A 19,721-nucleotide genomic window follows, 5' to 3' on the forward strand; every position below is an offset into this window, starting at 1 on the left:
GCTTAGGCATTAACGTTTACGCCGGCAAAATTGTTTCGCCCGCAAACAGTTGCTTGACCTCTTCGCGTGCGCGAACCACATGCGCCTGTGTACCATCGACCATCACCTCGGCCGCACGCGGACGCGTGTTGTAGTTGGAACTCATCACGAAGCCGTATGCGCCGGCCGAGCGGATCGCCAGCAGATCGCCGGGTTCGACCGCCAACAGGCGTTCGCGGCCGAGCCAGTCGCCACTTTCGCAAACCGGGCCGACCACGTCGTACACATGAGCCGGCACGTCGCGCTTAGCCACCGCGTCGATCGCGTGATAAGCGTCGTACATCGCGGGGCGCGCGAGATCGGTCATCGCCGCGTCGACGATCACGAAATTCTTTTCTGCGCCCGGCTTCAGAAACTCGACGCGCGTGAGCAGCACGCCCGCGTTGCCGACGAGCGAGCGGCCCGGTTCGAAATACACTTCGCGATGGCCGTGACCGCGCGCTTCGATGCGATCCAGCACGGTGCGCACGAACGCGCCGATCTCCGGCGGGGTTTCGTCGTCGTAGGTGATGCCCAGACCGCCGCCCACATCGATGTGGCGAATCTTCACGCCGTCCTGCTCGATTTGCTCGACGAGGTCCAACACCTTGTCGACTGCATCGAGATAAGGCGCGACTTCTGTGATTTGCGAACCGATATGACAGTCGATGCCGACCACCTCGAGATTCGTCATCGCGGCGGCGGCCTGATACGTGGCGCGCGCGTCTTCGAAGGCGACACCGAACTTGTTCGACTTCAGGCCCGTGGAAATATACGGATGCGTTTTCGCATCGACGTCGGGATTCACGCGCAACGACACCGGCGCCTTCCTGCCCATTTCGGCCGCAACCGCATTCAGGCGATCGAGTTCGGGAATCGATTCGACGTTGAAGCATTTGACGCCTGCCGCGAGCGCATCGCGCATCTCGTCCGCGTGCTTGCCGACACCGGAAAACACGGTGTTTTCCGCTTTGCCGCCGGCGGCCAGCACGCGCGCCAGTTCGCCGCCCGACACAATGTCGAAGCCGGCGCCGAGACGCGCGAACACGTTGAGCACCGCGAGATTGCTGTTGGCCTTGACGGCCACATGCACGCTCGCGCGACGGCCCGCGCAGGCGCCGGCGTACGCGTTCCATGCTTCGGTGAGCGCGGCGCGCGAGTAGACGTACAGCGGCGTGCCGAACTGTTCGGCGAGAGAGACGGCGGACACGCCTTCAGCGTGTAATACGCCGTCGACGTAGTCAAATGCGGATCGAGTCATGCGAAAGTCTTATTGAACGGGGGTGACGGCGGATGCGGGCAGCGGGGCCGCGGTACCGGATGCAGCGGAAGCGGGCGGCGTGGCGAGTTCGGTTTCCGGCGCCAGCGAGAGCGGCGTGCCCGAGGTATCCGGCATGGTGCTCATGTCGGTGGCGGTGTCCGACGCGGGTTGCGCTTCGTTCGGCGGCGGCGTTTGCGTGCGATGAGCGGGCGGGGCAGGCAGCGGCGGCACGGTCGGCAAGTAGAGCGCGCCGCGTTGTCCACAACCAGCCAGCAAACCACCGAGTGCACAACCTGCGAGAATGGTTAAAACCGCTACAATCGCGCGGCCGGGCGCCGCCGTGCGCATCCGAGATACAACTCGCATGACTGTCCCTGAATAAATAATCGATGGAGTTTAGCATGTCCGATAGTGATTACCTGACCCGCGCGGAGGCCGCGCTAGCCGCCATCGAACGCGCGCTCGACGACACCGATGCCGACATCGAACTCGAACGCAGCGGCAACGTACTGACGCTCGAATTCGAGAATCGCTCGAAGATCATCGTCAACCTTCAGCCGCCGATGAGCGAGATCTGGATTGCCGCGAAGGCGGGGGGGTTTCACTTCCGGTTCGTCGATGGCGAGTGGCGCGACACGCGCAGCGGCACCGAGTTTTTTGCGGCGCTGTCGGAGTATGCGACGCAGCAGGCTGGCGAGCCGGTTCGCTTTACGGCGTAATAGCAGCACGCTCGCTCGCGAGCTCGAGTGCTCGAAGGCGAGCACCGCCGTGTAGCCCAGATCAAACGCTCAAAGCAATACCGCCGCGCTTCTCTCGAGCGCGGCGGTTTTGTTTTTTCAAACGGCAGCAGACAAAAGCGTCAGTGTCCGCGGAACAGATTCATGATGTCCTGCTTTTCCTGTTCGCCGACCTGCTGGGGCGCAGCCGCGGCCGCGCTCGCCTCCGCGTCCAGCGTCGCCTGACTGACGCCGACCGTCGCGACGAAACCATGCCCCGGCGTGAAGTCGTCGAAATACAGTTCCGAGCCGATTTCGGTCACGTCGTCGGGACGAGCCATCTTGTACTCCGGCACGCCTTTGAGCGCGCGGCCCATGTACTCGATCCACACCGGCAACGCGAGGCCGCCGCCGGTTTCCTTGTCACCGAGACTGCGCGGATTGTCGTAGCCGATCCACGCGATCGCCGTGAGCGTGTGCTGAAAACCGGCAAACCACGCGTCACGCGAATCGTTGGTCGTGCCCGTCTTGCCGGCCAGATCGGTGCGCTTGAGCACGTTGGTTTTCGCGCCCGTGCCGCGTTGCGCGACGCTCTGCAGCAAGCTGTTCATCACGTACGCGTTGCGCGGCTCGATCGCGTGCGGCGCGCTTTGCGCGGCCACCAGCGGCTGCGCGTGCGCGACCACGATGCCGCGCTGATCGGTGACTTCGGCGATCAGATACGGATTGATCCGGTAGCCGCCGTTCGCGAACACCGAGAACGCGCCCGCCATCTGCAACGGCGTGACGAGACCCGCGCCGAGCGCCATAGGCAGATAAGCGGGGTGACGATCCGCGTCGAAGCCGAAACGCGTGATGTACTGCTGCGCGTATTTCGTGCCGATCTGGTTCAGGATGCGGATCGACACCAGGTTCTTCGACTTCTGTAGCGCGGTGCGCATCGTCATCGGACCATCGAAACCGCCGCCGTAGTTCTTCGGCTCCCACGCCTGGCCGCCGGTTTCGGCGGCGGTAAAAAAGAGCGGCGCGTCGTTGATGATGGTGGCCGGCCCGAGTCCCTTTTCGAGCGACGCCGAATAGATGAACGGCTTGAAGCTCGAACCCGGCTGGCGCCACGCCTGGGTCACGTGATTGAACTTGTTCTTGTTGAAGTCGAAGCCGCCGACCAGCGCGCGGATCGCGCCGTCTTGCGGAATGATCGAAATGAATGCGCCTTCCACTTGCGGCAATTGCGTGATCGACCAGTCGCCGTCGTCGTTCTTCACGAGCCGGATGATCGCGCCGGGCCGCACACGTTGATTCGGCTGCGCGCGCGCATTGAGCGCGGATTGCGCGAAGCGCAGGCCGTCGCCCTGGATGGTCGCGACATTGCCGTCGATGAACGTGGCCTGCACCTGCTTCGGGCTCGCCGCGGTGACGACGGCGGCGATGATCTCGCCGTTGTCCGGATGTTCGAGCAACGCGTCGTCGATCGCCTGTTCGCGGTCCTGCGTATCGGACGGCAGATCGATGAACGCCTCCGGGCCGCGATAGCCATGACGGCGTTCATAGTCCATCAGACCTTTGCGCAGCGCCCGGTAAGCGACGTCCTGATCGGCGGAGTCGATCGTGGTCACGACGTTCAGGCCGCGCGTGTACGCCTCTTCGCGATACTGCGCGTACATCATCTGCCGCACCATCTCCGCGATGTACTCCGCGTGCACGCTGAATTCCTTGCCGGCGCCCTTGACGACGAGCGGCTGTTTGCTTGCCTCGTCGTATTGTTCCTGGGTGATGTAGTGCAGTTCGTACATGCGCTGCAGGATGTACTCCTGCCGCACCTTCGCGCGCTTCGGATTGACGACCGGGTTATACGCGGAAGGCGCCTTCGGCAGACCGGCCAGCATGGCCGACTCGGCCAGCGTCAGATCTTTCAGGTCCTTGCCGAAGTACACCCGCGCCGCGCTCGCGAAACCATACGCACGCTGACCGAGATAGATCTGATTCATGTACACCTCGAGAATCTGATCTTTCGTCAGCTTCGACTCGATCTTGTACGCGAGCAGCATCTCGTAGATCTTGCGCGTGTAGGTCTTCTCGCTCGACAGGAAGAAGTTGCGCGCCACCTGCATCGTGATCGTGCTGGCGCCCTGGGTGGCGTGGCCGTTGGTCAGCGCGACGAAGCCGGCGCGCGCGATGCCGGTGAGGTCGACGCCGCCGTGATCGTAGAAGCGCGCGTCTTCGATCGCGAGGATTGCCTTCTTCAGACTATCGGGCACGTCCTGGATATGCACGATGTCGCGCCGCTCCTCGCCGAATTCACCGATCAGCACATGGTCGGCCGTGTAGATGCGCAGCGGCACTTTCGGACGATAGTCGGTCAGTGCGTCGAGCGAGGGCAGGTTCGGCGTGGCGACGACGAGCGCATAACCGAGCACCAGTAGCACGCACAGAATGCCAGCGACGATCAGTCCGAAAAAGCCAATGATGAGCTTGATCCATAGCGGACGTTTGCGCTTCTGAGGCGCGGGCGGCGGGGACGTGGGAGACGTTGATTGCATATGTGCACCAAAAAACAGTCCCGCGATTATAGCCGCCTCGCTTTTGAGCTTTCGGCGTGCTTACAGACAGGGCTCGACACGTTCGCGTGCGCGGTGCGGGAATGACTTCACTGTAGTCGCTTTGATCGCATGCAGGGCGCCGGTTGCTCAACGTTAGCCATTCGGCTGAGTGTCGCGCGGCGGCGCGGCTACGCACAATTCTCCTTCGTCACTCGCGTTCGAATGGTTCGTCGCGTGAGTCAGAGGGAGGGCGTGATGGTGTTCAAAAGTTCGTGGCTTCAGACAGTGCATTCAGGCCGGCAGCGGTTTGCCGCCGGGATCGATGTGGGTTCGCAAAACGTGCGTCTGGTGGTGGTGAGCCAGCGCTCGCGCGCACGCGGCGCTTTGTATCTCGAGTACCTCAGGACCGTGCCGCTGCACGCCGGCGCGATGGCCGGCGCCGAAATCGCCGACCGCCAGGCGGTGGCGCGCGCGTTGCGCGACGTGTTTGCCGGACTGCCGCGCGCGTGTGCGACGCACGCGTTGCGTTGCGCGATGGCGGTGCCTGCGTCGGCCACCTTGACTACCACGGTGCCGCTCGCGCGGCTCGCGGCGCAAAGCCATTGCGCGGAAGACGGCGGACCGGCGCTGGCTGAACTGGAGCCCGCGGTGATGGGCGAGGCGGAGCGCATCGCCGGTCTCGAAAGGCACGCGCTGGCGGTCGACTGGTTTGTCGAAGAAACACCTTCCCCGGTCCGCTCGGTGAAGATCGCCGCCACTGCGCGTCAGCATCTCGAAGCACGCATGGAATGCGCGGCGACCGCGGGCATCTCGCTCACAGCCGTCGACGGCGAACCGCATGCGGCGTTGCGCGCAATGCGCTACGCGGCAAGCCGCGAACTCGATCAGCACGAGCCGTATGCGGCGTTGTGGATCGGTACGGACGGCGTGTACGGGTGGCGAATTGTCGACGACAGCATCGCCGGCGAAATGCGCTACCCGGCGCCGGAGCATGCCGACCTGGCCGACGCGTTGCGCGATCTCGTCCACGGACCCGTGCTCGACTGCGCGTTGGTGAGCGGCGAAATCGATCTGCTCGAAGGCGTGGGCTTCTCGCTGGCGGATATCGCGGACGTATTGGGCTGCACGGTGCTGCCGTTCGAATGCGCCGCGCTGGGCGGTCTCGTGCGGCCGCTCGACGATGAGTTGCTGCATGAGCCCGCCAGCGCGGTGGCGTTCGGGCTTGCGTTGCGCGGGGTGCTCGAATGATGCACGGCCTTTTGCTTTTGCGCGCAGCCGGTCCGAACGCGTCGGCTGCGTCGCGCGGTGCGCGTTTGGTTCAGCCGTGGCTCGGCGGCTTCAATCTGCTGCCCTACCGGCAACGCAATGCGCGGCTCGCGCGGCAGGCTCGCGTGCGCGAATGGATCGCCGCAGCGCTCGCCGGATGTGCGGCCATTCTCGCGTTGGCCGCGTGGCAGGCGTTCGACAAAGCGCGGCTCGATGCCTATCGCGCGTCGTTCGAACAGTCCCTTATGCAATTGAGCGCGCCGCTCGCGGAGCACGCGAAATTGCTCCGCACACAAGACGAGCAGCGCAACAACGCGGCACGTGCGGCGAGCTTGTCCGAGCCGCTCCAACATCTGCTCGACCTGCTCGAAGCACTGAGTTTCGAACCGGGCGACGGCGTGGTGTTGCGCCAGTTGCGCCAGCGCGAGCACGAGACGGAGTTGCTGGCGACGTCGCGCAGCCATCTCGCGTCGGCCGAGTGGCTCAAGCGTTTGAGTGCGATTCGCGGCGTGAAGGGGGCGCAAATGAACGACTTGCATCGTCCGGCGACACGCGGCAGCGCGCGAGGAGATGACAGCGTGAGCGGTCTGGTCGAGTTCGGCGCGCGCTTGCATTGGGATGACCCGGCGCCGAAAGCCACTAAGAGAGCCGGATCTCCGGCTGCGGGTCCCGTTAAGTCCGAACCATCAGGAGGTGCAAAATGAGTACGATTTTTTTCGAATCGGGCGGCGCGGCAAGCGCCCAACTCTCCCTTTCCCAATGGCTGACGCGGCTGCGGGTGCCGCTCGATGCATGGAGCCGGCGCCGCCGCTGGGCGGTCGCGCTGCTGATCTTTGCGTTGGTGTTTGGCCTTGGCGCGCATGGCTGGATCGTCGCCGATCTCGGCAGAGTCGAGACGAGCCGCGCGGCGTTGGCGGTGAGCGTTCAGCGTCTCGCGGATGCGAGGCGCGCGCTGACGCAATTGCCCTTGCTACGTCGTGCCGCGGCGGCCACGCCGGTCGCGCCGGTTGTCCCGTCGGGCGCGCCGTGGAGTTCCGCGGACGACGTACGCATCGTCTCCGAGCTGGCCGCACAGAATGGCGTCGCGTTGCTTGCAGTCGAACCCGGCGCCGCCAGCGGCGAGGGTGTCGAAAGCATGCGTCCTTTGCAGTTCACCGCGCACACGGACTTCGTCCACCTGATGGCGTTTCTGCATGCGCTGTCGGACCTGCCAGTGCTGATCGTTCCCGTCGACATCACCGTCAAACAGGACACGGCCGCGTTATCGGTGAGCGCGACCCTGCGCGTGTTTAGCGCGCTGCGGCCGGTTTCCGCGAATGATGCCGCGCTCGTGCTTGACGACACGAGCCTCGATTCGGACGACGACGAGGACGTCGTGTTCTTCGATCCGTTCTTGCAGCCGCAGATGCGCGCAGCCGGCGAGCCGCCCGATGTTTCGCAAGTGCGTCTGGTCGGCGTGCTGCGCGATCGCACGCGCGGGTTGGCCTTGCTTGATACGCCAGACGGCGTTGCCACCGTCGAGAAGGGACAGCAGCTGGGCGCGGAGCGCGTGACGAAGCTCGACACGCTCGGCATTACGCTCGTTAAAGCTGGCACGACGCGCACGCTCGCGCTGGCGGAGGCTTCGTGATGAGCCTCGCAACGCCGTTGCCGACCATGTTCTCACGCGTTCGCAGTCGCGCTTCTCCTGGCGTGGGCGTGTACCTCTGCGTTCGAGTGTGTGTCGGCCTGTATGTCAGCGCTGCGCTAAGCGCCGGTATTGCGCGGGCTGCGCTGCCGCCGCTGCCGAGCTATATGCCGCTCGACGACGCCGTCGCGCCAGCCGACACCGCGTACGGCGCAGCCCCGCTGCCGCGCGCTCAGTCCAGCGAAGTGCCGAACCCGTTTCGCGACGATGCAGTTGACGACTCGGGCGCGCCGCGACTGGCCGCGCCATCAGGCAATATCAATGCGGACGACTTCGCCGCCGCCGTCGAAGGTTCGGTGCCGCTTGGCAAGCAATCGGCCGCTCCGGCTCGTGACGATGCCGGCGGCTCCACGGCGCTCGAAGGTCCGCCGGTGCCGCTGCCGCCGCGCATGCGTCTGAGCGACACGCCGAAAAACGCCGCCGACGCCGCGCTCGCCGCCGACGACAAACCGATCTCGCTGAACTTCCAGCGAGCCGAACTCGGCGCCGTGCTCAAGGCGTTCGCGCAGTTCACGGGGTTGAACTTCGTCGCGAGCGAACGGGTGCGCGGGGCCGTTTCGCTGCGGCTCGACAAGGTGCCGTGGCGCACCGCGTTCGATACCCTGCTCGACGTCAACAACCTGGCGATGGAGCGCCACGGCAACGTGATCTGGGTCGCGCCGATGGCGGATCTGGCCGCGCGCGAGCGGCAACGCTTCGAAGCGCATGCGCGGGCCGCCGATCTCGAACCGCTCGCAAGCCGCACGTTCGAGCTGCACTACGCGCACGCCGAGGACGTGCGGCGCCTCTTGACCGGCTCTGGCGCCCAACGCGTGCTGTCCAAGCGCGGCGCCGTGACCGCCGACCCGCGCACCAATCTGCTGTTCGTGACCGATCTCGCTGGACGGCTGGAGCAGATTGCGGCGCTGCTCGGGTCCGTCGACCGTCCGACCCGTCAGGTGCTGATCGAAGCGCAGATCGTCGAGGGCGATTACGGCTTTTCGCGCAATCTCGGCGTGCGGCTCGCGCTGGCGGCCACTAGCACGGACGGTACGGCAAAGGGCTTGCGCGGCGGCACGGACGGCACGGTCTACGATCTGGCCGCCCGGCCGATTTCCGGCTTCGACGCCGCCACCGCCGGCTTGACGCTGTTCGCAGCCGGCGCGACGCGGCTGCTGAACCTGGAGTTGAGCGCGCTCGAAGCCGAAGGGCAGGGGAAAATCGTTTCGAGTCCGCGGGTCGTCACCGCGGATCGGATGAAAGCGGTGGTCGAACAGGGCACCGAGTTACCGTATCAGGCCAAGGTGGGGCAGGGTGTGTCGGGCGTGCAGTTTCGCCGGGCCACGCTCAAACTGGAGGTCGAGCCGCAAATCATGCCGGACGGCCGCGTGGTGCTGGACCTCGATGTCGCCAAGGACAGCGTCGGCGAGCAGACCGACGCCGGGCCCGCGATCAACACCAAACACGTGCAAACGCGCGTCGAAGTCGAGGATGGTGGTACGGTGTCGATCGGCGGAATTTACGCAACCGACGAGCGGGACGATGTGACCAGGGTCCCTGTCCTGGGCAAAATACCGATTTTGGGCGCGCTTTTTCGCAATCGGGCGCATCGCGACGCGCGCAGTGAACTGGCTGTTTTCATCACGCCGCGCGTTGTTGCGATAAATTAGGGGCAGGCTGCCGCCGCTCGCCAGCGGCGGCGCGCAGGCTCGACAAGGCAGCCGCTTTGCCAGTAAGCTGCGGCACGAACCATACCGGATTAGCCAGAGGACACCGTTGCAAGCGCGGGACGCACACGCCAACGTATTTTTTGTAGGGCTCATGGGGGCCGGGAAAACCACCGTGGGCCGGGCCATTGCGCGCCGTCTCGATCGCCCGTTCTTCGATTCCGACCACGAGATCGAGGCGCGCACGGGTGCGCGCATCCCGGTGATCTTCGAGCTGGAAGGCGAAGCCGGTTTTCGCGAGCGCGAGGCGAGTGTGATCGCCGAGTTGACCGGGCGCGACAATATTGTGCTGGCAACCGGCGGCGGCGCGGTGCTGCGGCCGGAAAACCGCGCGGCGCTGCAAAATCGCGGCGTCGTGATCTATCTGCGCGCCAATCCTCACGATCTGTGGCTGCGCACGCGGCGCGACAAGAATCGCCCGCTTTTGCAGACGGAAGACCCCAAGGCGCGTCTCGAAGCGCTCTACGAAGTGCGCGATCCGCTTTACCGCGAATGCGCGCATTTCGTGATTGAAACCGGCCGGCCTTCGGTCAACGGACTCGTCAATATGGTTCTGATGCAGCTCGAGATGGCCGGCGTCGCCAAACATCCTGCGTCATAATGGACCGTATGATTACCGTCAACGTCGAACTGGGCGAACGCGCCTACCCCATCCATATCGGTGCCGACCTGATCGGCCAGACCGCGCTGTTCGCGCCGCACATCGCGGGCAGCTCGGTCACCATCGTCACGAACACCACGGTCGACCCGCTCTGCGGCGACGCGCTGCGCGCCGCGCTGGCGCCGCTCGGCAAACAGGTGTCGACGGTCGTGTTGCCGGACGGCGAGGCGCACAAGAACCTCGAAACCCTGAACCTGATTTTCGACGCGCTGCTCGGCTCGCGCGCCGACCGCAAGACCACGCTGATTGCACTGGGCGGTGGCGTGATCGGCGACATGACGGGTTTTGCCGCGGCCTGCTATATGCGCGGCGTGCCGTTCATTCAGGTGCCCACTACGTTGCTGTCGCAGGTGGATTCGTCGGTGGGCGGCAAGACCGGCATCAATCATCCGCTCGGCAAGAACATGATCGGCGCGTTCTACCAGCCGCAGGCGGTGATCGCCGACATCGGCGCGCTGCGCACGCTGCCCGCGCGTGAACTGGCTGCGGGCGTCGCGGAAGTGATCAAGACCGGCGCGATTGCCGACGCTGATTTCTTCAACTGGATCGAAGCCAACATCGGGGCGCTGAATCGCTGCGAACCCGCTGCGCTGACCGAGGCGGTCAAGCGCTCGTGCGAAATCAAGGCGTCGGTGGTGGCGCGCGACGAACGCGAAGGCGGACTGCGCGCGATCCTCAACTTCGGCCACACGTTCGGCCACGCGATCGAGGCCGGCCTCGGCTACGGCGAGTGGCTGCACGGCGAGGCGGTCGGCTGCGGGATGGCAATGGCGGCGGATCTCTCCGTGCGCATGGGCTATCTCGACGAAGCGGCGCGCCGGCGTCTGGTCGACGTGATCGTCGCCGCGCATTTGCCGACCCGCGCGCCCGCGCTCGGCGAAGCGCGTTATATCGAACTCATGCAGGTCGACAAGAAGGCGGAAGCCGGCGCGATCAAATTCATTCTGCTGAAGCGTTTCGGTGAGACGCTGATCACCCGGGCGCCCGACGCCGAGGTGCACGCCACGCTGGCCGCCGCTGTCTAGAAAACGACGAAGCCATTCAAGCCACGCATCACGCGCCAGCGTCACGAGGCGCCATGTTTCGGAGAACCCGGTGACTGACAGGCGCAGCGGCGATGTACAGCATGACCCGGCGGCAGGCATGGCGGAGATCGCCGTGCCGACGCAGGAGGCACTCGAAGCGCACCTCGCGCCCTACGCGGCTCATTCCGCCCAGTCGCGCGGCCGCCGCTATCCCGAAGCGGTGCCCAGCGCGCGCACTGAATTCCAGCGGGATCGTGACCGCATCGTCCACTCGACGGCGTTCCGCCGGCTCGAGTACAAAACCCAGGTGTTCGTGAATCACGAGGGCGACCTGTTCCGCACGCGCCTGACCCACAGTCTCGAAGTCGCACAGATCGCGCGCTCGGTTGCTCGTAATCTGCGCGTCAACGAAGACCTCGTCGAAGCCATCTCACTTGCCCACGATCTCGGTCATACGCCGTTCGGCCATGCCGGGCAGGATGCGCTGAACGAGTGCATGCGCGAGCATGGCGGTTTCGAGCACAACCTGCAAAGTCTCGCGGTCGTCGACGACCTGGAGGAGCACTACGGTGCATTCAACGGTCTGAACCTGTGCTTCGAGACGCGCGAGGGCATCCTCAAGCATTGCTCGCGGGAAAACGCACGGCGGCTCGGCGCGCTGGGCGAGCGCTTTATCGAAGGACGGCAGCCGTCGATCGAAGCGCAGATCGCCAATGTCGCCGACGAGATCGCGTACAACAATCACGATGTCGACGACGGTTTGCGCTCGGGTTTGCTCACGATCGAGCAGCTTGCCGAAGTGGAGTTATGGCAGACGCACTACGACGCCGCGCGCCGCGACTTTCCGCAGATCGAAGGACGCAGGCTGATCCATGAGACCGTGCGCCGCATCATCAATACGCTGATCGTCGATCTGATCGATACGACCAAGCTGAATCTGGTCCGCTATGCACCGGCTTCGCTGGACGGCGTGCGCGCAGCGCCCCCGCTCGTCGCGCACAGCGATGTCATTGCCGCGCAGGCCGCGACGCTCAAGCGTTTCCTCTTCAAGAACCTGTACCGCCATTACCGCGTGATGCGCATGGCCAACAAGGCGCGTCGCGTCGTGGTCGGCCTGTTCGACGCGTTCACGGAAGATCCGCGGCTGTTGCCGCCCGGCTATCAATCCGTGGACGAGGCGCAGCAACCGCGTCTCATCGCCCACTACATCGCGGGTATGACGGATCGCTATGCGGTGAAGGAATACCAGCGGCTATTCGTGATCGACGACAACTAGGCGGCGCGAGCGCGCGTCGGCCTCCCCCCCACGCGGGCAGCGGATGGCACCGCTGCGCGGTGCTGTCGCACACTTCGCAATCACGATCAACCAAGGCACGAACAAGGCCGCCGAACGATGGCGGCCCGCCGTCGCGATCAGTTAGTCCTGTGCAACTCAGCGCAACTCAGCGCAACCGCGACGCGAATAGCGCGCCCGCAATCAGCGCAACGCCACCGACGATCGCGATCGTCTGCCACGGATTTTCATGCACGTAATGGTCGGCGTCGGAGATCGCGACTTCCGCACGTTCGCGCACGGCCTCGCGGGTATCGTTCAGGCGCGTGCGCGCCGCGTCGAGCTGTTTGCGAATCTTGCCGCGCAATGCCACGGCGTCGGCTTGCGTGCCGTCGGTGAGCGTGGCTTCGAGTTCCGACAACAGGGTGCGCAACTCGCCCGCAATATCTTCGGCCGCGTGACGGCTGTGGCGAGCGATGCGCCGCGCACGGCGGCTGGTACTGGTCCAGGATTCGCCGAGAGCGTCTCTCGTATTCGGAAGTGCTGTCATGGTCGCTCCGTCAGTGAGGTGAAAAGGGTCCAACGCGTTGTCACGTCAGTCGTCACCTTGCCATGAATACACGGCGGCGCGGTGCAACGCGGTAAACACCTTGTGGACGCAACTTCGGTGCCAAACACGCAAACCTCTGCGCACATGGGGCGCAGGTCAAGGATCCTCAGCAGATATTGCACGAGCCGACGCCGGTCCGGGTCAAATTTACAAATGCTCACGTCTGTCCGCCGCGCCCGACTTCACTACGCGCGCTCGAACGAAAGCGCCGTCATCGGATAGATAACGGCGTTGTCCAAGCGACGAAAATTCGACTACCCTAACTCTACGGCCCCCATTTTCTGGAAGCGTTAGAAACGGTAACCGATATTGACGTAGCTAACGATCGGGTTCAGCTTGATCTTGGTTTGCGATTGCACGGTCAACGTACCGACCGGCGTGGCGGCCGCGGTGTTCAGCTTGGCGGTCGTGCTGAGCGGCAGGTAGGAGATCGACAGGCCCGCGAACCAGTGTTGATTGAACGCGTACGTGAAGCCGGCATTAAACACCGGCTCCCACGAACTATCCGTCGAGACGCTGGTCGGACCATGCAGAACGTTAGCTTCGAATGCGCTGTTGGTGATCTTTTCGTCGGTGAACCAGATGTGGCTCACGCCAACACCAAGATACGGGCGGAACGCGGCAGTCGGGGCATTGAAGTAGTACTTGAACAGCAGAGTCGGGCTCCACTGTTTGGCCTGGCCCAGCTTGCCGAATTGTTCGAGGCTGCCCGTGCCTTCCAGGTCGAAAGTAGGCGGGTAACCGATCACGAATTCGGTTGCGATGTGATCGGTGATGAAGTAACCAGCAGCCAGGCCGATGGTGTCGGCTGAACTGAGTGAGGCACCAGTGTTGGCTTCTGTGATGTTGGTCGGGCTGCCGCCAATGCTTGTTACTTTCAACGGGTCGCTGCTCGATTGAGGCGCCAGATGGAGCCAGCCCGTCGTGACGTAAAAGCTACCGGCCGATTGTGCGTGTGCCGCCGTTGTCATGCAGGCTAGCACTGCCATCCCCGTTGCGGCCTGTTTTAATTTCATATGTGCTCCTCCAAAAAAGGCCCGCTCATTATGACGAGAACGTTTGAAACAAACCATACGCGGCGGTTAGAGCTTTCTCCCTAAGCGGCGCGCGGTTTCTGGCTTCGCCGCTGTGCGCCGAACCTCGGGCGCATGCGGTTCTTCGGACCTTCGGGTATGTACCAACGCGACTATCGGATACTCCAGCATGGCACGGCTTGCACGTCTTTATGTCCCTGACCAGCCGCAGCACGTCATCCTCCGCGGGCTCGATCAGCAGCCCGCATTCGTCGACGACCAGGACTACGAACTCTTCATTGACTGTCTGAAAGCGGCTTCGCGCGACCATCACTTATCGATCCACGCGTATGCATTGATGCCGGGCGCCGTGCAGTTGCTCGTCACGCCCACCGAGGAGTCGAGCCTGCCGAAAGCGATGCAGGCCGTCGGGCGTCGCTACGTCGCGCACTTCAATCGACGCTACGCGCGGCGCGGCACGCTGTGGGAGGGGCGCTACCGGGCCACGGTGATCGAGGGCGAGCGCTACTTCCTGCTGGCGAGCCGTGTCGTCGAGATGTGTCCGGTGCGCGCCCAACTCGTCAGCGCGCCGGAGGACTATCGCTGGTCGAGCTACCGGCACCACATCGGCCTCACGCTCGACAGCCTGATCACCGACCATCCGTTGTACTGGTCGCTGGGCAACACGCCGTTCGAGCGGCAGCGCGCGTATCGCGAGTTGTGCGAGCAGCCGCTCGACGAGCGCGAAGCCAGTCAGCTCCAGCAGGCCACGCTGAAAGGCTGGGTTCTGGGCAGCGACACTTATCGGGAATGGGCGGCGCGGGCCGCAAACCGGCGCGTTTCGCCGCTGCCGCGCGGCCGGCCGCGCAAGGTGCGCGAGACGCCGCACACGTCATAAAGCGTTTCACATCAAAGGGCTATATGGAAACGGCACGTCAGATGCCGTTTTCTTTTGCCCCATTTTGATATGGCACCAATAAAAACAAGCCGCAATGCACCAATTTGATAATCGGGGTCTTATCATTACGTTTTATTTGCTATTCCATTGATTCGTCGCGTATATTCCGAATTCCGGCATTTTTGATACGCGCAGCGCGCCGTTCGGAAACGCCGTCGCGGTTGCAACGCAAACTGCGGCAATAGAAAAACGGTTTAACGGCCTGTCCGGCCCCCTCACAGACGGTGTCCCCATGAACGACCACCAGCAACCGATTCACCCGGTTCCCGCCGCGCAAGGTCTGTACGACCCGCAAAACGAACATGACGCCTGCGGCGTCGGCTTTGTCGCTCACATCAAGGGCAAGAAAAGCCACGAGATCGTCCAGCAAGGTCTGAAGATTCTCGAGAACCTCGACCACCGGGGCGCTGTCGGCGCCGATCCGCTGATGGGCGACGGCGCGGGCATCCTGATTCAGATCCCGGACGGCTTCTATCGCGATGAAATGGCCAAGCAGGGCGTGACGCTGCCGCCGAACGGCGAATATGGCGTCGGCATGGTGTTTCTGCCGAAGGAACACGCGTCGCGCCTCGCCTGCGAGCAGGAACTGGAGCGCACGGTGAAGGCAGAAGGCCAGGTGGTGCTGGGCTGGCGCGACGTGCCGGTCGACCACACTATGCCGATTTCGCCGACCGTGAAGGCGAGCGAGCCGCTGATCCGCCAGATCTTCATCGGCCGCGGCAAGGACATCATGGTGACCGACGCGCTCGAACGGAAGCTGTACGTGATCCGCAAGACCGCGAGCCACCGCATCCAGGCGCTCAAGCTCAAGCACGGCAAGGAATACTTCGTGCCGTCGATGTCGGCGCGCACGGTGGTCTACAAGGGCCTGCTGCTGGCGGGCCAGGTCGGCGTGTACTACCGCGACCTGCAGGACGAGCGCACTGTCTCGGCGCTGGCGCTGGTGCACCAGCGCTTCTCGACCAACACGTTCCCGGCGTGGGAACTGGCTCACCCGTACCGGATGATCGCCCACAACGGCGAAATCAACACGGTGAAGGGCAATGTCAACTGGCTGAACGCCCGCACCGGCGCGATCGCGAGCCACGTGCTCGGCGACGACCTGCCGAAGCTGTGGCCGCTGATCTATCCGGGCCAATCGGACACCGCGTCGTTCGACAACTGTCTCGAACTGCTCGTGATGGCCGGCTACCCGCTCGTCCACGCAATGATGATGATGATCCCGGAAGCCTGGGAGCAGCACACGCTGATGGACGACAACCGCCGCGCGTTCTACGAATACCACGCCGCGATGATGGAGCCGTGGGACGGCCCCGCCGCGATCGCCTTCACCGACGGCCGCCAGATCGGCGCGACGCTCGACCGCAACGGTCTACGTCCGGCGCGCTACATCGTCACGGACGACGACCTGGTCATCATGGCGTCGGAAGCGGGCACGCTGCCTATTCCCGAGTCGAAGATCGTCAAGAAGTGGCGTCTGCAGCCGGGCAAGATGTTCCTGATCGACATGGAGCACGGTCGCATCATCGACGACAAGGAACTCAAGGACAACCTCGCGAACGCCAAGCCGTACAAGAGCTGGATCGACGCGGTCCGGATCAAGCTCGACGAAATCGAGCCGAAGGCCGAAGACGTCGCGACGGAACGCCGCGAAGCTGCTGCTTTGCTGGATCGCCAGCAGGCGTTCGGCTACACCCAGGAAGACCTCAAGTTCCTGATGGCGCCGATGGCGCAAGCCGGCGAGGAAGCCGTCGGCTCGATGGGCAACGACTCGCCGCTGGCCGTCATGTCCAACAAGAACAAGACGCTCTACCATTACTTCAAGCAGCTGTTCGCGCAGGTGACGAACCCGCCGATCGACCCGATCCGCGAAAACATGGTGATGTCGCTGGTGTCGTTCGTCGGTCCGAAGCCGAACCTGCTGGACACGAACAACATCAACCCGCCGATGCGTCTCGAAGTGTCGCAGCCGGTGCTCGACTTCAAGGACATCGCGAAGATCCGCGCGATCGATCAGTACACGGGCGGCAAGTTCAGCTCGTATGAACTGAACATCTGCTATCCGGTGGCTTGGGGCAAGGAAGGCATCGAAGCGCGTCTTGCGTCGCTGTGCGCCGAAGCCGTCGATGCGGTCAAGTCCGGCTACAACATGTTGATCGTGTCGGACCGCAAGACGGACCGCGACAATGTCGCGATTCCGGCGCTGCTGGCCACCGCCGCAATCCATACGCACCTCGTGCAGCAAGGTCTGCGCACGAGTACGGGTCTGGTCGTCGAAACCGGCTCGGCGCGTGAAACGCACCACTTCGCGCTGCTCGCGGGCTACGGCGCCGAAGCCGTGCACCCGTACCTCGCGATGGAAACGCTCGGCCAGCTCGCGGCCGGCCTGAAGGGCGACCTGTCGGCGGAGAAGGCGGTCTACAACTTCACCAAGGCAGTCGGCAAGGGCCTGCAGAAGGTCATGTCGAAGATGGGCATTTCGACCTACATGTCCTACACCGGCGCGCAGATTTTCGAAGCGGTTGGCCTGGCTGAAGACCTCGTGCAGAAGTACTTCAAGGGCACGTCGTCGAAGGTCGGCGGCATTGGTCTGTTCGACGTCGCGGAAGAAGCGATCCGTCTGCACCGCGAAGCGTTCGGCGACAATCCGATCCTCGCGAACATGCTCGACGCGGGCGGCGAGTACGCATACCGCGTGCGCGGCGAAGAACACATGTGGACGCCAGATGCGATCGCCAAGCTGCAACACTCGGCGCGCAGCAACTCGTACCAGACGTACAAGGAATACGCGCATCTGATCAACGATCAGACCAAGCGTCACATGACGTTCCGCGGTCTGTTCGAATTCAAGTTCGACCCGACCAAGGCGATCCCGCTCGACGAAGTCGAATCGGCGAAGGAAATCGTCAAGCGCTTCGCGACCGGCGCGATGTCGATGGGCTCGATCAGCACCGAAGCGCACGCCACGCTGGCGGTCGCAATGAACCGCATCGGCGGCAAGTCGAACACCGGCGAAGGCGGCGAGGATCCGAACCGTTATCGCAACGAACTGCGCGGCATTCCAATCAAGAACGGCGACACGATGAAGTCCGTGATCGGCGACGAAGTGATCGTCGACATTCCGTTGAAGGACGGCGATTCGCTGCGCTCGCGGATCAAGCAGGTGGCGTCGGGCCGTTTCGGCGTGACGGCGGAATACCTCGCGTCGTCGGATCAGATCCAGATCAAGATGGCGCAGGGCGCGAAGCCGGGCGAAGGCGGTCAGCTGCCGGGCCACAAGGTGTCGGAGTACATCGGCAAGCTGCGTTACTCGGTGCCGGGCGTCGGCCTGATTTCGCCGCCGCCGCACCATGACATCTACTCGATCGAAGATCTGGCGCAGCTGATTCACGACCTCAAGAACGTCAACCCGGTTTCCAGCGTGTCGGTGAAGCTGGTGTCGGAATCGGGCGTCGGCACGGTTGCCGCGGGTGTCGCGAAGGCTAAGGCCGATCACGTCGTGATCGCCGGCCATGACGGCGGCACCGGCGCTTCGCCGCTGTCGTCGGTCAAGCACGCCGGCACGCCGTGGGAACTGGGTCTCGCCGAAACGCAGCAGACGCTGGTGCTGAACCAGTTGCGCGGCCGTATCCGCGTGCAGGCCGACGGTCAGATGAAGACCGGCCGCGATGTCGTGATCGGCGCGCTGCTCGGCGCGGACGAGTTCGGCTTCGCGACGGCGCCGCTCGTCGTCGAAGGCTGCATCATGATGCGCAAGTGCCATCTGAACACCTGCCCGGTCGGCGTCGCGACGCAAGATCCGGTGCTGCGTGCGAAGTTCCAGGGCCAGCCGGAGCACGTCGTGAACTTCTTCTTCTTCGTTGCTGAAGAAGCGCGCGAAATCATGGCGCAACTCGGTATTCGCAAGTTCGACGACCTGATCGGCCGCGCCGAACTGCTGGATACGAAGAAGGGCATCGAGCACTGGAAGGCGAAGGGTCTCGACTTCTCGCGCGTGTTCTATCTGCCGCAAGTGCCGGCTGAAGTGGCGCGCAAGCATGTCGAGGTGCAGGACCATGGCCTCGACAAGGCACTCGACCACACGCTGATCGAGAAGGCGAAGGCGGCGATCGAGAAGGGCGAGCACGTCTCGTTCATCCAGCCGGTGCGCAACGTGAACCGCACGGTCGGCGCGATGCTGTCCGGCGCGATCGCGAAGAAGTATGGCCACGACGGCCTGGCCGACGACTCGATTCACATCCAGTTGAAGGGCACCGCGGGTCAGAGCTTCGGCGCGTTCCTCGCGAAGGGCGTCACGCTGGATCTGGTTGGCGACGGCAACGACTACGTGGGCAAGGGCCTGTCGGGCGGCCGCATCATCATCCGTCCGACCAACGATTTCCGCGGCAAGTCGGAAGAGAACATCATCTGCGGCAACACGGTGATGTATGGCGCGATCGAAGGCGAAGCATTCTTCCGCGGCGTCGCGGGCGAGCGTTTCTGCGTGCGTAACTCGGGCGCGACGGCGGTTGTCGAAGGCACGGGCGACCACGGTTGCGAATACATGACGGGCGGCACGGTGGTCGTGCTCGGCGAAACGGGCCGTAACTTCGCGGCCGGCATGTCGGGCGGCGTCGCGTATCTGTTCGATCCAGACGGCACGTTCGCGAGCAAGTGCAACAAGTCGATGGTCGCGCTCGATCCGGTCTTGCAACAGGCCGAACAGGAACGCACGGTCGACAAGGGCCTGTGGCACCGCGCGACAACCGACGAAGCGCTGCTCAAGGGCCTCATCGAGCGTCACTTCCAGTTCACCGGTTCGCCGCGTGCCAAGGCGCTGCTCGAAAACTGGGATGCGTCGCGCCGTCAATTCGTGAAGGTGTTCCCGACCGAATACAGGCGCGCGCTGGGCGAGCTGGCCGCGAAGAAGGCGAACAAGGAAGTACTCGCCGCTTAACGGACCCGACGCGGGCCAGACTGCTGCGCGAACCGCAGACGTCACATTTAG

Annotated in this window: 15 protein-coding genes; 10 read left to right on the forward strand and 5 right to left on the reverse strand. The window is 64.0% G+C overall.

What is annotated here, in order from left to right; genetic code table 11:
- Nucleotides 1–16: 16 nt before the first annotated feature.
- A complete protein-coding gene (gene lysA, locus P0D89_RS15470) occupies nucleotides 17–1,279 on the reverse strand; it encodes a diaminopimelate decarboxylase (RefSeq protein ID WP_408357992.1) in 1,263 nt (420 codons plus the stop codon).
- Between the two features lie 9 nt (nucleotides 1,280–1,288).
- Entirely contained in the window at nucleotides 1,289–1,645 is a 357-nt protein-coding gene (locus tag P0D89_RS15475; RefSeq protein WP_408357993.1) for a lipoprotein, read from the reverse strand.
- A gap of 35 nt (nucleotides 1,646–1,680) precedes the next feature.
- Between P0D89_RS15475 and cyaY the strand changes: the two genes are divergently transcribed.
- A complete protein-coding gene (cyaY, locus tag P0D89_RS15480; RefSeq protein ID WP_408357994.1) occupies nucleotides 1,681–1,998 on the forward strand; it encodes an iron donor protein CyaY in 318 nt (105 codons plus the stop codon).
- Nucleotides 1,999–2,138: 140 nt separating this feature from the next.
- On the opposite strand, the gene P0D89_RS15485 is transcribed toward cyaY, so the two are convergent.
- A complete protein-coding gene (locus P0D89_RS15485) occupies nucleotides 2,139–4,535 on the reverse strand; it encodes a penicillin-binding protein 1A (protein WP_408357995.1) in 2,397 nt (798 codons plus the stop codon).
- 255 nt (nucleotides 4,536–4,790) lie between these two features.
- On the opposite strand from P0D89_RS15485, the gene pilM reads away from it, so the two are divergent.
- From pilM to P0D89_RS15520, 7 genes are all read left to right on the forward strand, one after another.
- Nucleotides 4,791–5,783 (forward strand): type IV pilus biogenesis protein PilM, encoded by a 993-nt coding sequence (gene pilM / locus P0D89_RS15490; RefSeq protein ID WP_408357996.1) that lies wholly within the window; start codon nucleotides 4,791–4,793, stop codon nucleotides 5,781–5,783.
- Nucleotides 5,780–6,505: a fimbrial assembly protein gene (locus P0D89_RS15495; RefSeq protein WP_408357997.1), complete on the forward strand. Its 726-nt coding sequence runs from the start codon at nucleotides 5,780–5,782 to the stop codon at nucleotides 6,503–6,505. Before pilM ends, P0D89_RS15495 begins: the two co-directional genes overlap by 4 nt.
- Nucleotides 6,502–7,431: a hypothetical protein gene (locus P0D89_RS15500; protein WP_408357998.1), complete on the forward strand. Its 930-nt coding sequence runs from the start codon at nucleotides 6,502–6,504 to the stop codon at nucleotides 7,429–7,431. The genes P0D89_RS15495 and P0D89_RS15500 overlap by 4 nt, the downstream gene beginning before the upstream one ends.
- Nucleotides 7,431–9,137, forward strand: coding sequence for a type IV pilus secretin PilQ (locus tag P0D89_RS15505; protein ID WP_408357999.1), 1,707 nt, complete (start codon nucleotides 7,431–7,433; stop codon nucleotides 9,135–9,137). Before P0D89_RS15500 ends, P0D89_RS15505 begins: the two co-directional genes overlap by 1 nt.
- Before the next feature lie 106 nt (nucleotides 9,138–9,243).
- Entirely contained in the window at nucleotides 9,244–9,795 is a 552-nt protein-coding gene (locus P0D89_RS15510; protein WP_408358000.1) for a shikimate kinase, read from the forward strand.
- A gap of 8 nt (nucleotides 9,796–9,803) precedes the next feature.
- Nucleotides 9,804–10,880: a 3-dehydroquinate synthase gene (aroB, locus tag P0D89_RS15515; protein ID WP_459252673.1), complete on the forward strand. Its 1,077-nt coding sequence runs from the start codon at nucleotides 9,804–9,806 to the stop codon at nucleotides 10,878–10,880.
- Between the two features lie 118 nt (nucleotides 10,881–10,998).
- Complete coding sequence (locus P0D89_RS15520) at nucleotides 10,999–12,156, forward strand: deoxyguanosinetriphosphate triphosphohydrolase (protein ID WP_408358081.1); 1,158 nt, start codon at nucleotides 10,999–11,001, stop codon at nucleotides 12,154–12,156.
- A gap of 166 nt (nucleotides 12,157–12,322) precedes the next feature.
- Here P0D89_RS15520 and P0D89_RS15525 read toward each other — a convergent pair whose 3' ends face one another.
- Both P0D89_RS15525 and P0D89_RS15530 read right to left on the reverse strand, forming a co-directional pair.
- A complete protein-coding gene (locus tag P0D89_RS15525; protein WP_408358002.1) occupies nucleotides 12,323–12,703 on the reverse strand; it encodes an ElaB/YgaM/YqjD family protein in 381 nt (126 codons plus the stop codon).
- 350 nt (nucleotides 12,704–13,053) lie between these two features.
- Nucleotides 13,054–13,779: an OmpW/AlkL family protein gene (locus P0D89_RS15530; RefSeq protein WP_408358003.1), complete on the reverse strand. Its 726-nt coding sequence runs from the start codon at nucleotides 13,777–13,779 to the stop codon at nucleotides 13,054–13,056.
- A 187-nt stretch (nucleotides 13,780–13,966) separates the two neighbouring features.
- Between P0D89_RS15530 and P0D89_RS15535 the strand changes: the two genes are divergently transcribed.
- Together P0D89_RS15535 and P0D89_RS15540 are read left to right on the forward strand one after the other, a co-directional pair.
- Entirely contained in the window at nucleotides 13,967–14,674 is a 708-nt protein-coding gene (locus P0D89_RS15535; protein WP_408239860.1) for a transposase, read from the forward strand.
- Between the two features lie 292 nt (nucleotides 14,675–14,966).
- On the forward strand, nucleotides 14,967–19,670 hold the full coding sequence (locus P0D89_RS15540) for a glutamate synthase-related protein (protein WP_408358004.1): 4,704 nt from the start codon (nucleotides 14,967–14,969) through the stop codon (nucleotides 19,668–19,670).
- Nucleotides 19,671–19,721 lie beyond the last annotated feature (51 nt).

This window comes from Paraburkholderia sp. RL18-085-BIA-A, from assembly GCF_046027075.1.
In the GTDB taxonomy this organism is placed as follows: domain Bacteria; phylum Pseudomonadota; class Gammaproteobacteria; order Burkholderiales; family Burkholderiaceae; genus Paraburkholderia.

Excerpts from the sequence above, each read along its gene's own strand:
- P0D89_RS15520 (WP_408358081.1), top strand. The coding sequence starts at position 10,999 with ATGGCGGAGATCGCCGTGCCGACGCAGGAGGCACTCGAAGCGCACCTC.
- cyaY (WP_408357994.1), top strand. The coding sequence starts at position 1,681 with ATGTCCGATAGTGATTACCTGACCCGCGCGGAGGCCGCGCTAGCCGCC.
- P0D89_RS15475 (WP_408357993.1), bottom strand. The coding sequence starts at position 1,645 with ATGCGAGTTGTATCTCGGATGCGCACGGCGGCGCCCGGCCGCGCGATT.
- aroB (WP_459252673.1), top strand. The coding sequence starts at position 9,804 with ATGATTACCGTCAACGTCGAACTGGGCGAACGCGCCTACCCCATCCAT.
- pilM (WP_408357996.1), top strand. The coding sequence starts at position 4,791 with ATGGTGTTCAAAAGTTCGTGGCTTCAGACAGTGCATTCAGGCCGGCAG.
- P0D89_RS15505 (WP_408357999.1), top strand. The coding sequence starts at position 7,431 with ATGAGCCTCGCAACGCCGTTGCCGACCATGTTCTCACGCGTTCGCAGT.
- P0D89_RS15485 (WP_408357995.1), bottom strand. The coding sequence starts at position 4,535 with ATGCAATCAACGTCTCCCACGTCCCCGCCGCCCGCGCCTCAGAAGCGC.
- P0D89_RS15500 (WP_408357998.1), top strand. The coding sequence starts at position 6,502 with ATGAGTACGATTTTTTTCGAATCGGGCGGCGCGGCAAGCGCCCAACTC.
- P0D89_RS15525 (WP_408358002.1), bottom strand. The coding sequence starts at position 12,703 with ATGACAGCACTTCCGAATACGAGAGACGCTCTCGGCGAATCCTGGACC.
- P0D89_RS15530 (WP_408358003.1), bottom strand. The coding sequence starts at position 13,779 with ATGAAATTAAAACAGGCCGCAACGGGGATGGCAGTGCTAGCCTGCATG.
- P0D89_RS15535 (WP_408239860.1), top strand. The coding sequence starts at position 13,967 with ATGGCACGGCTTGCACGTCTTTATGTCCCTGACCAGCCGCAGCACGTC.
- P0D89_RS15495 (WP_408357997.1), top strand. The coding sequence starts at position 5,780 with ATGATGCACGGCCTTTTGCTTTTGCGCGCAGCCGGTCCGAACGCGTCG.
- P0D89_RS15540 (WP_408358004.1), top strand. The coding sequence starts at position 14,967 with ATGAACGACCACCAGCAACCGATTCACCCGGTTCCCGCCGCGCAAGGT.
- lysA (WP_408357992.1), bottom strand. The coding sequence starts at position 1,279 with ATGACTCGATCCGCATTTGACTACGTCGACGGCGTATTACACGCTGAA.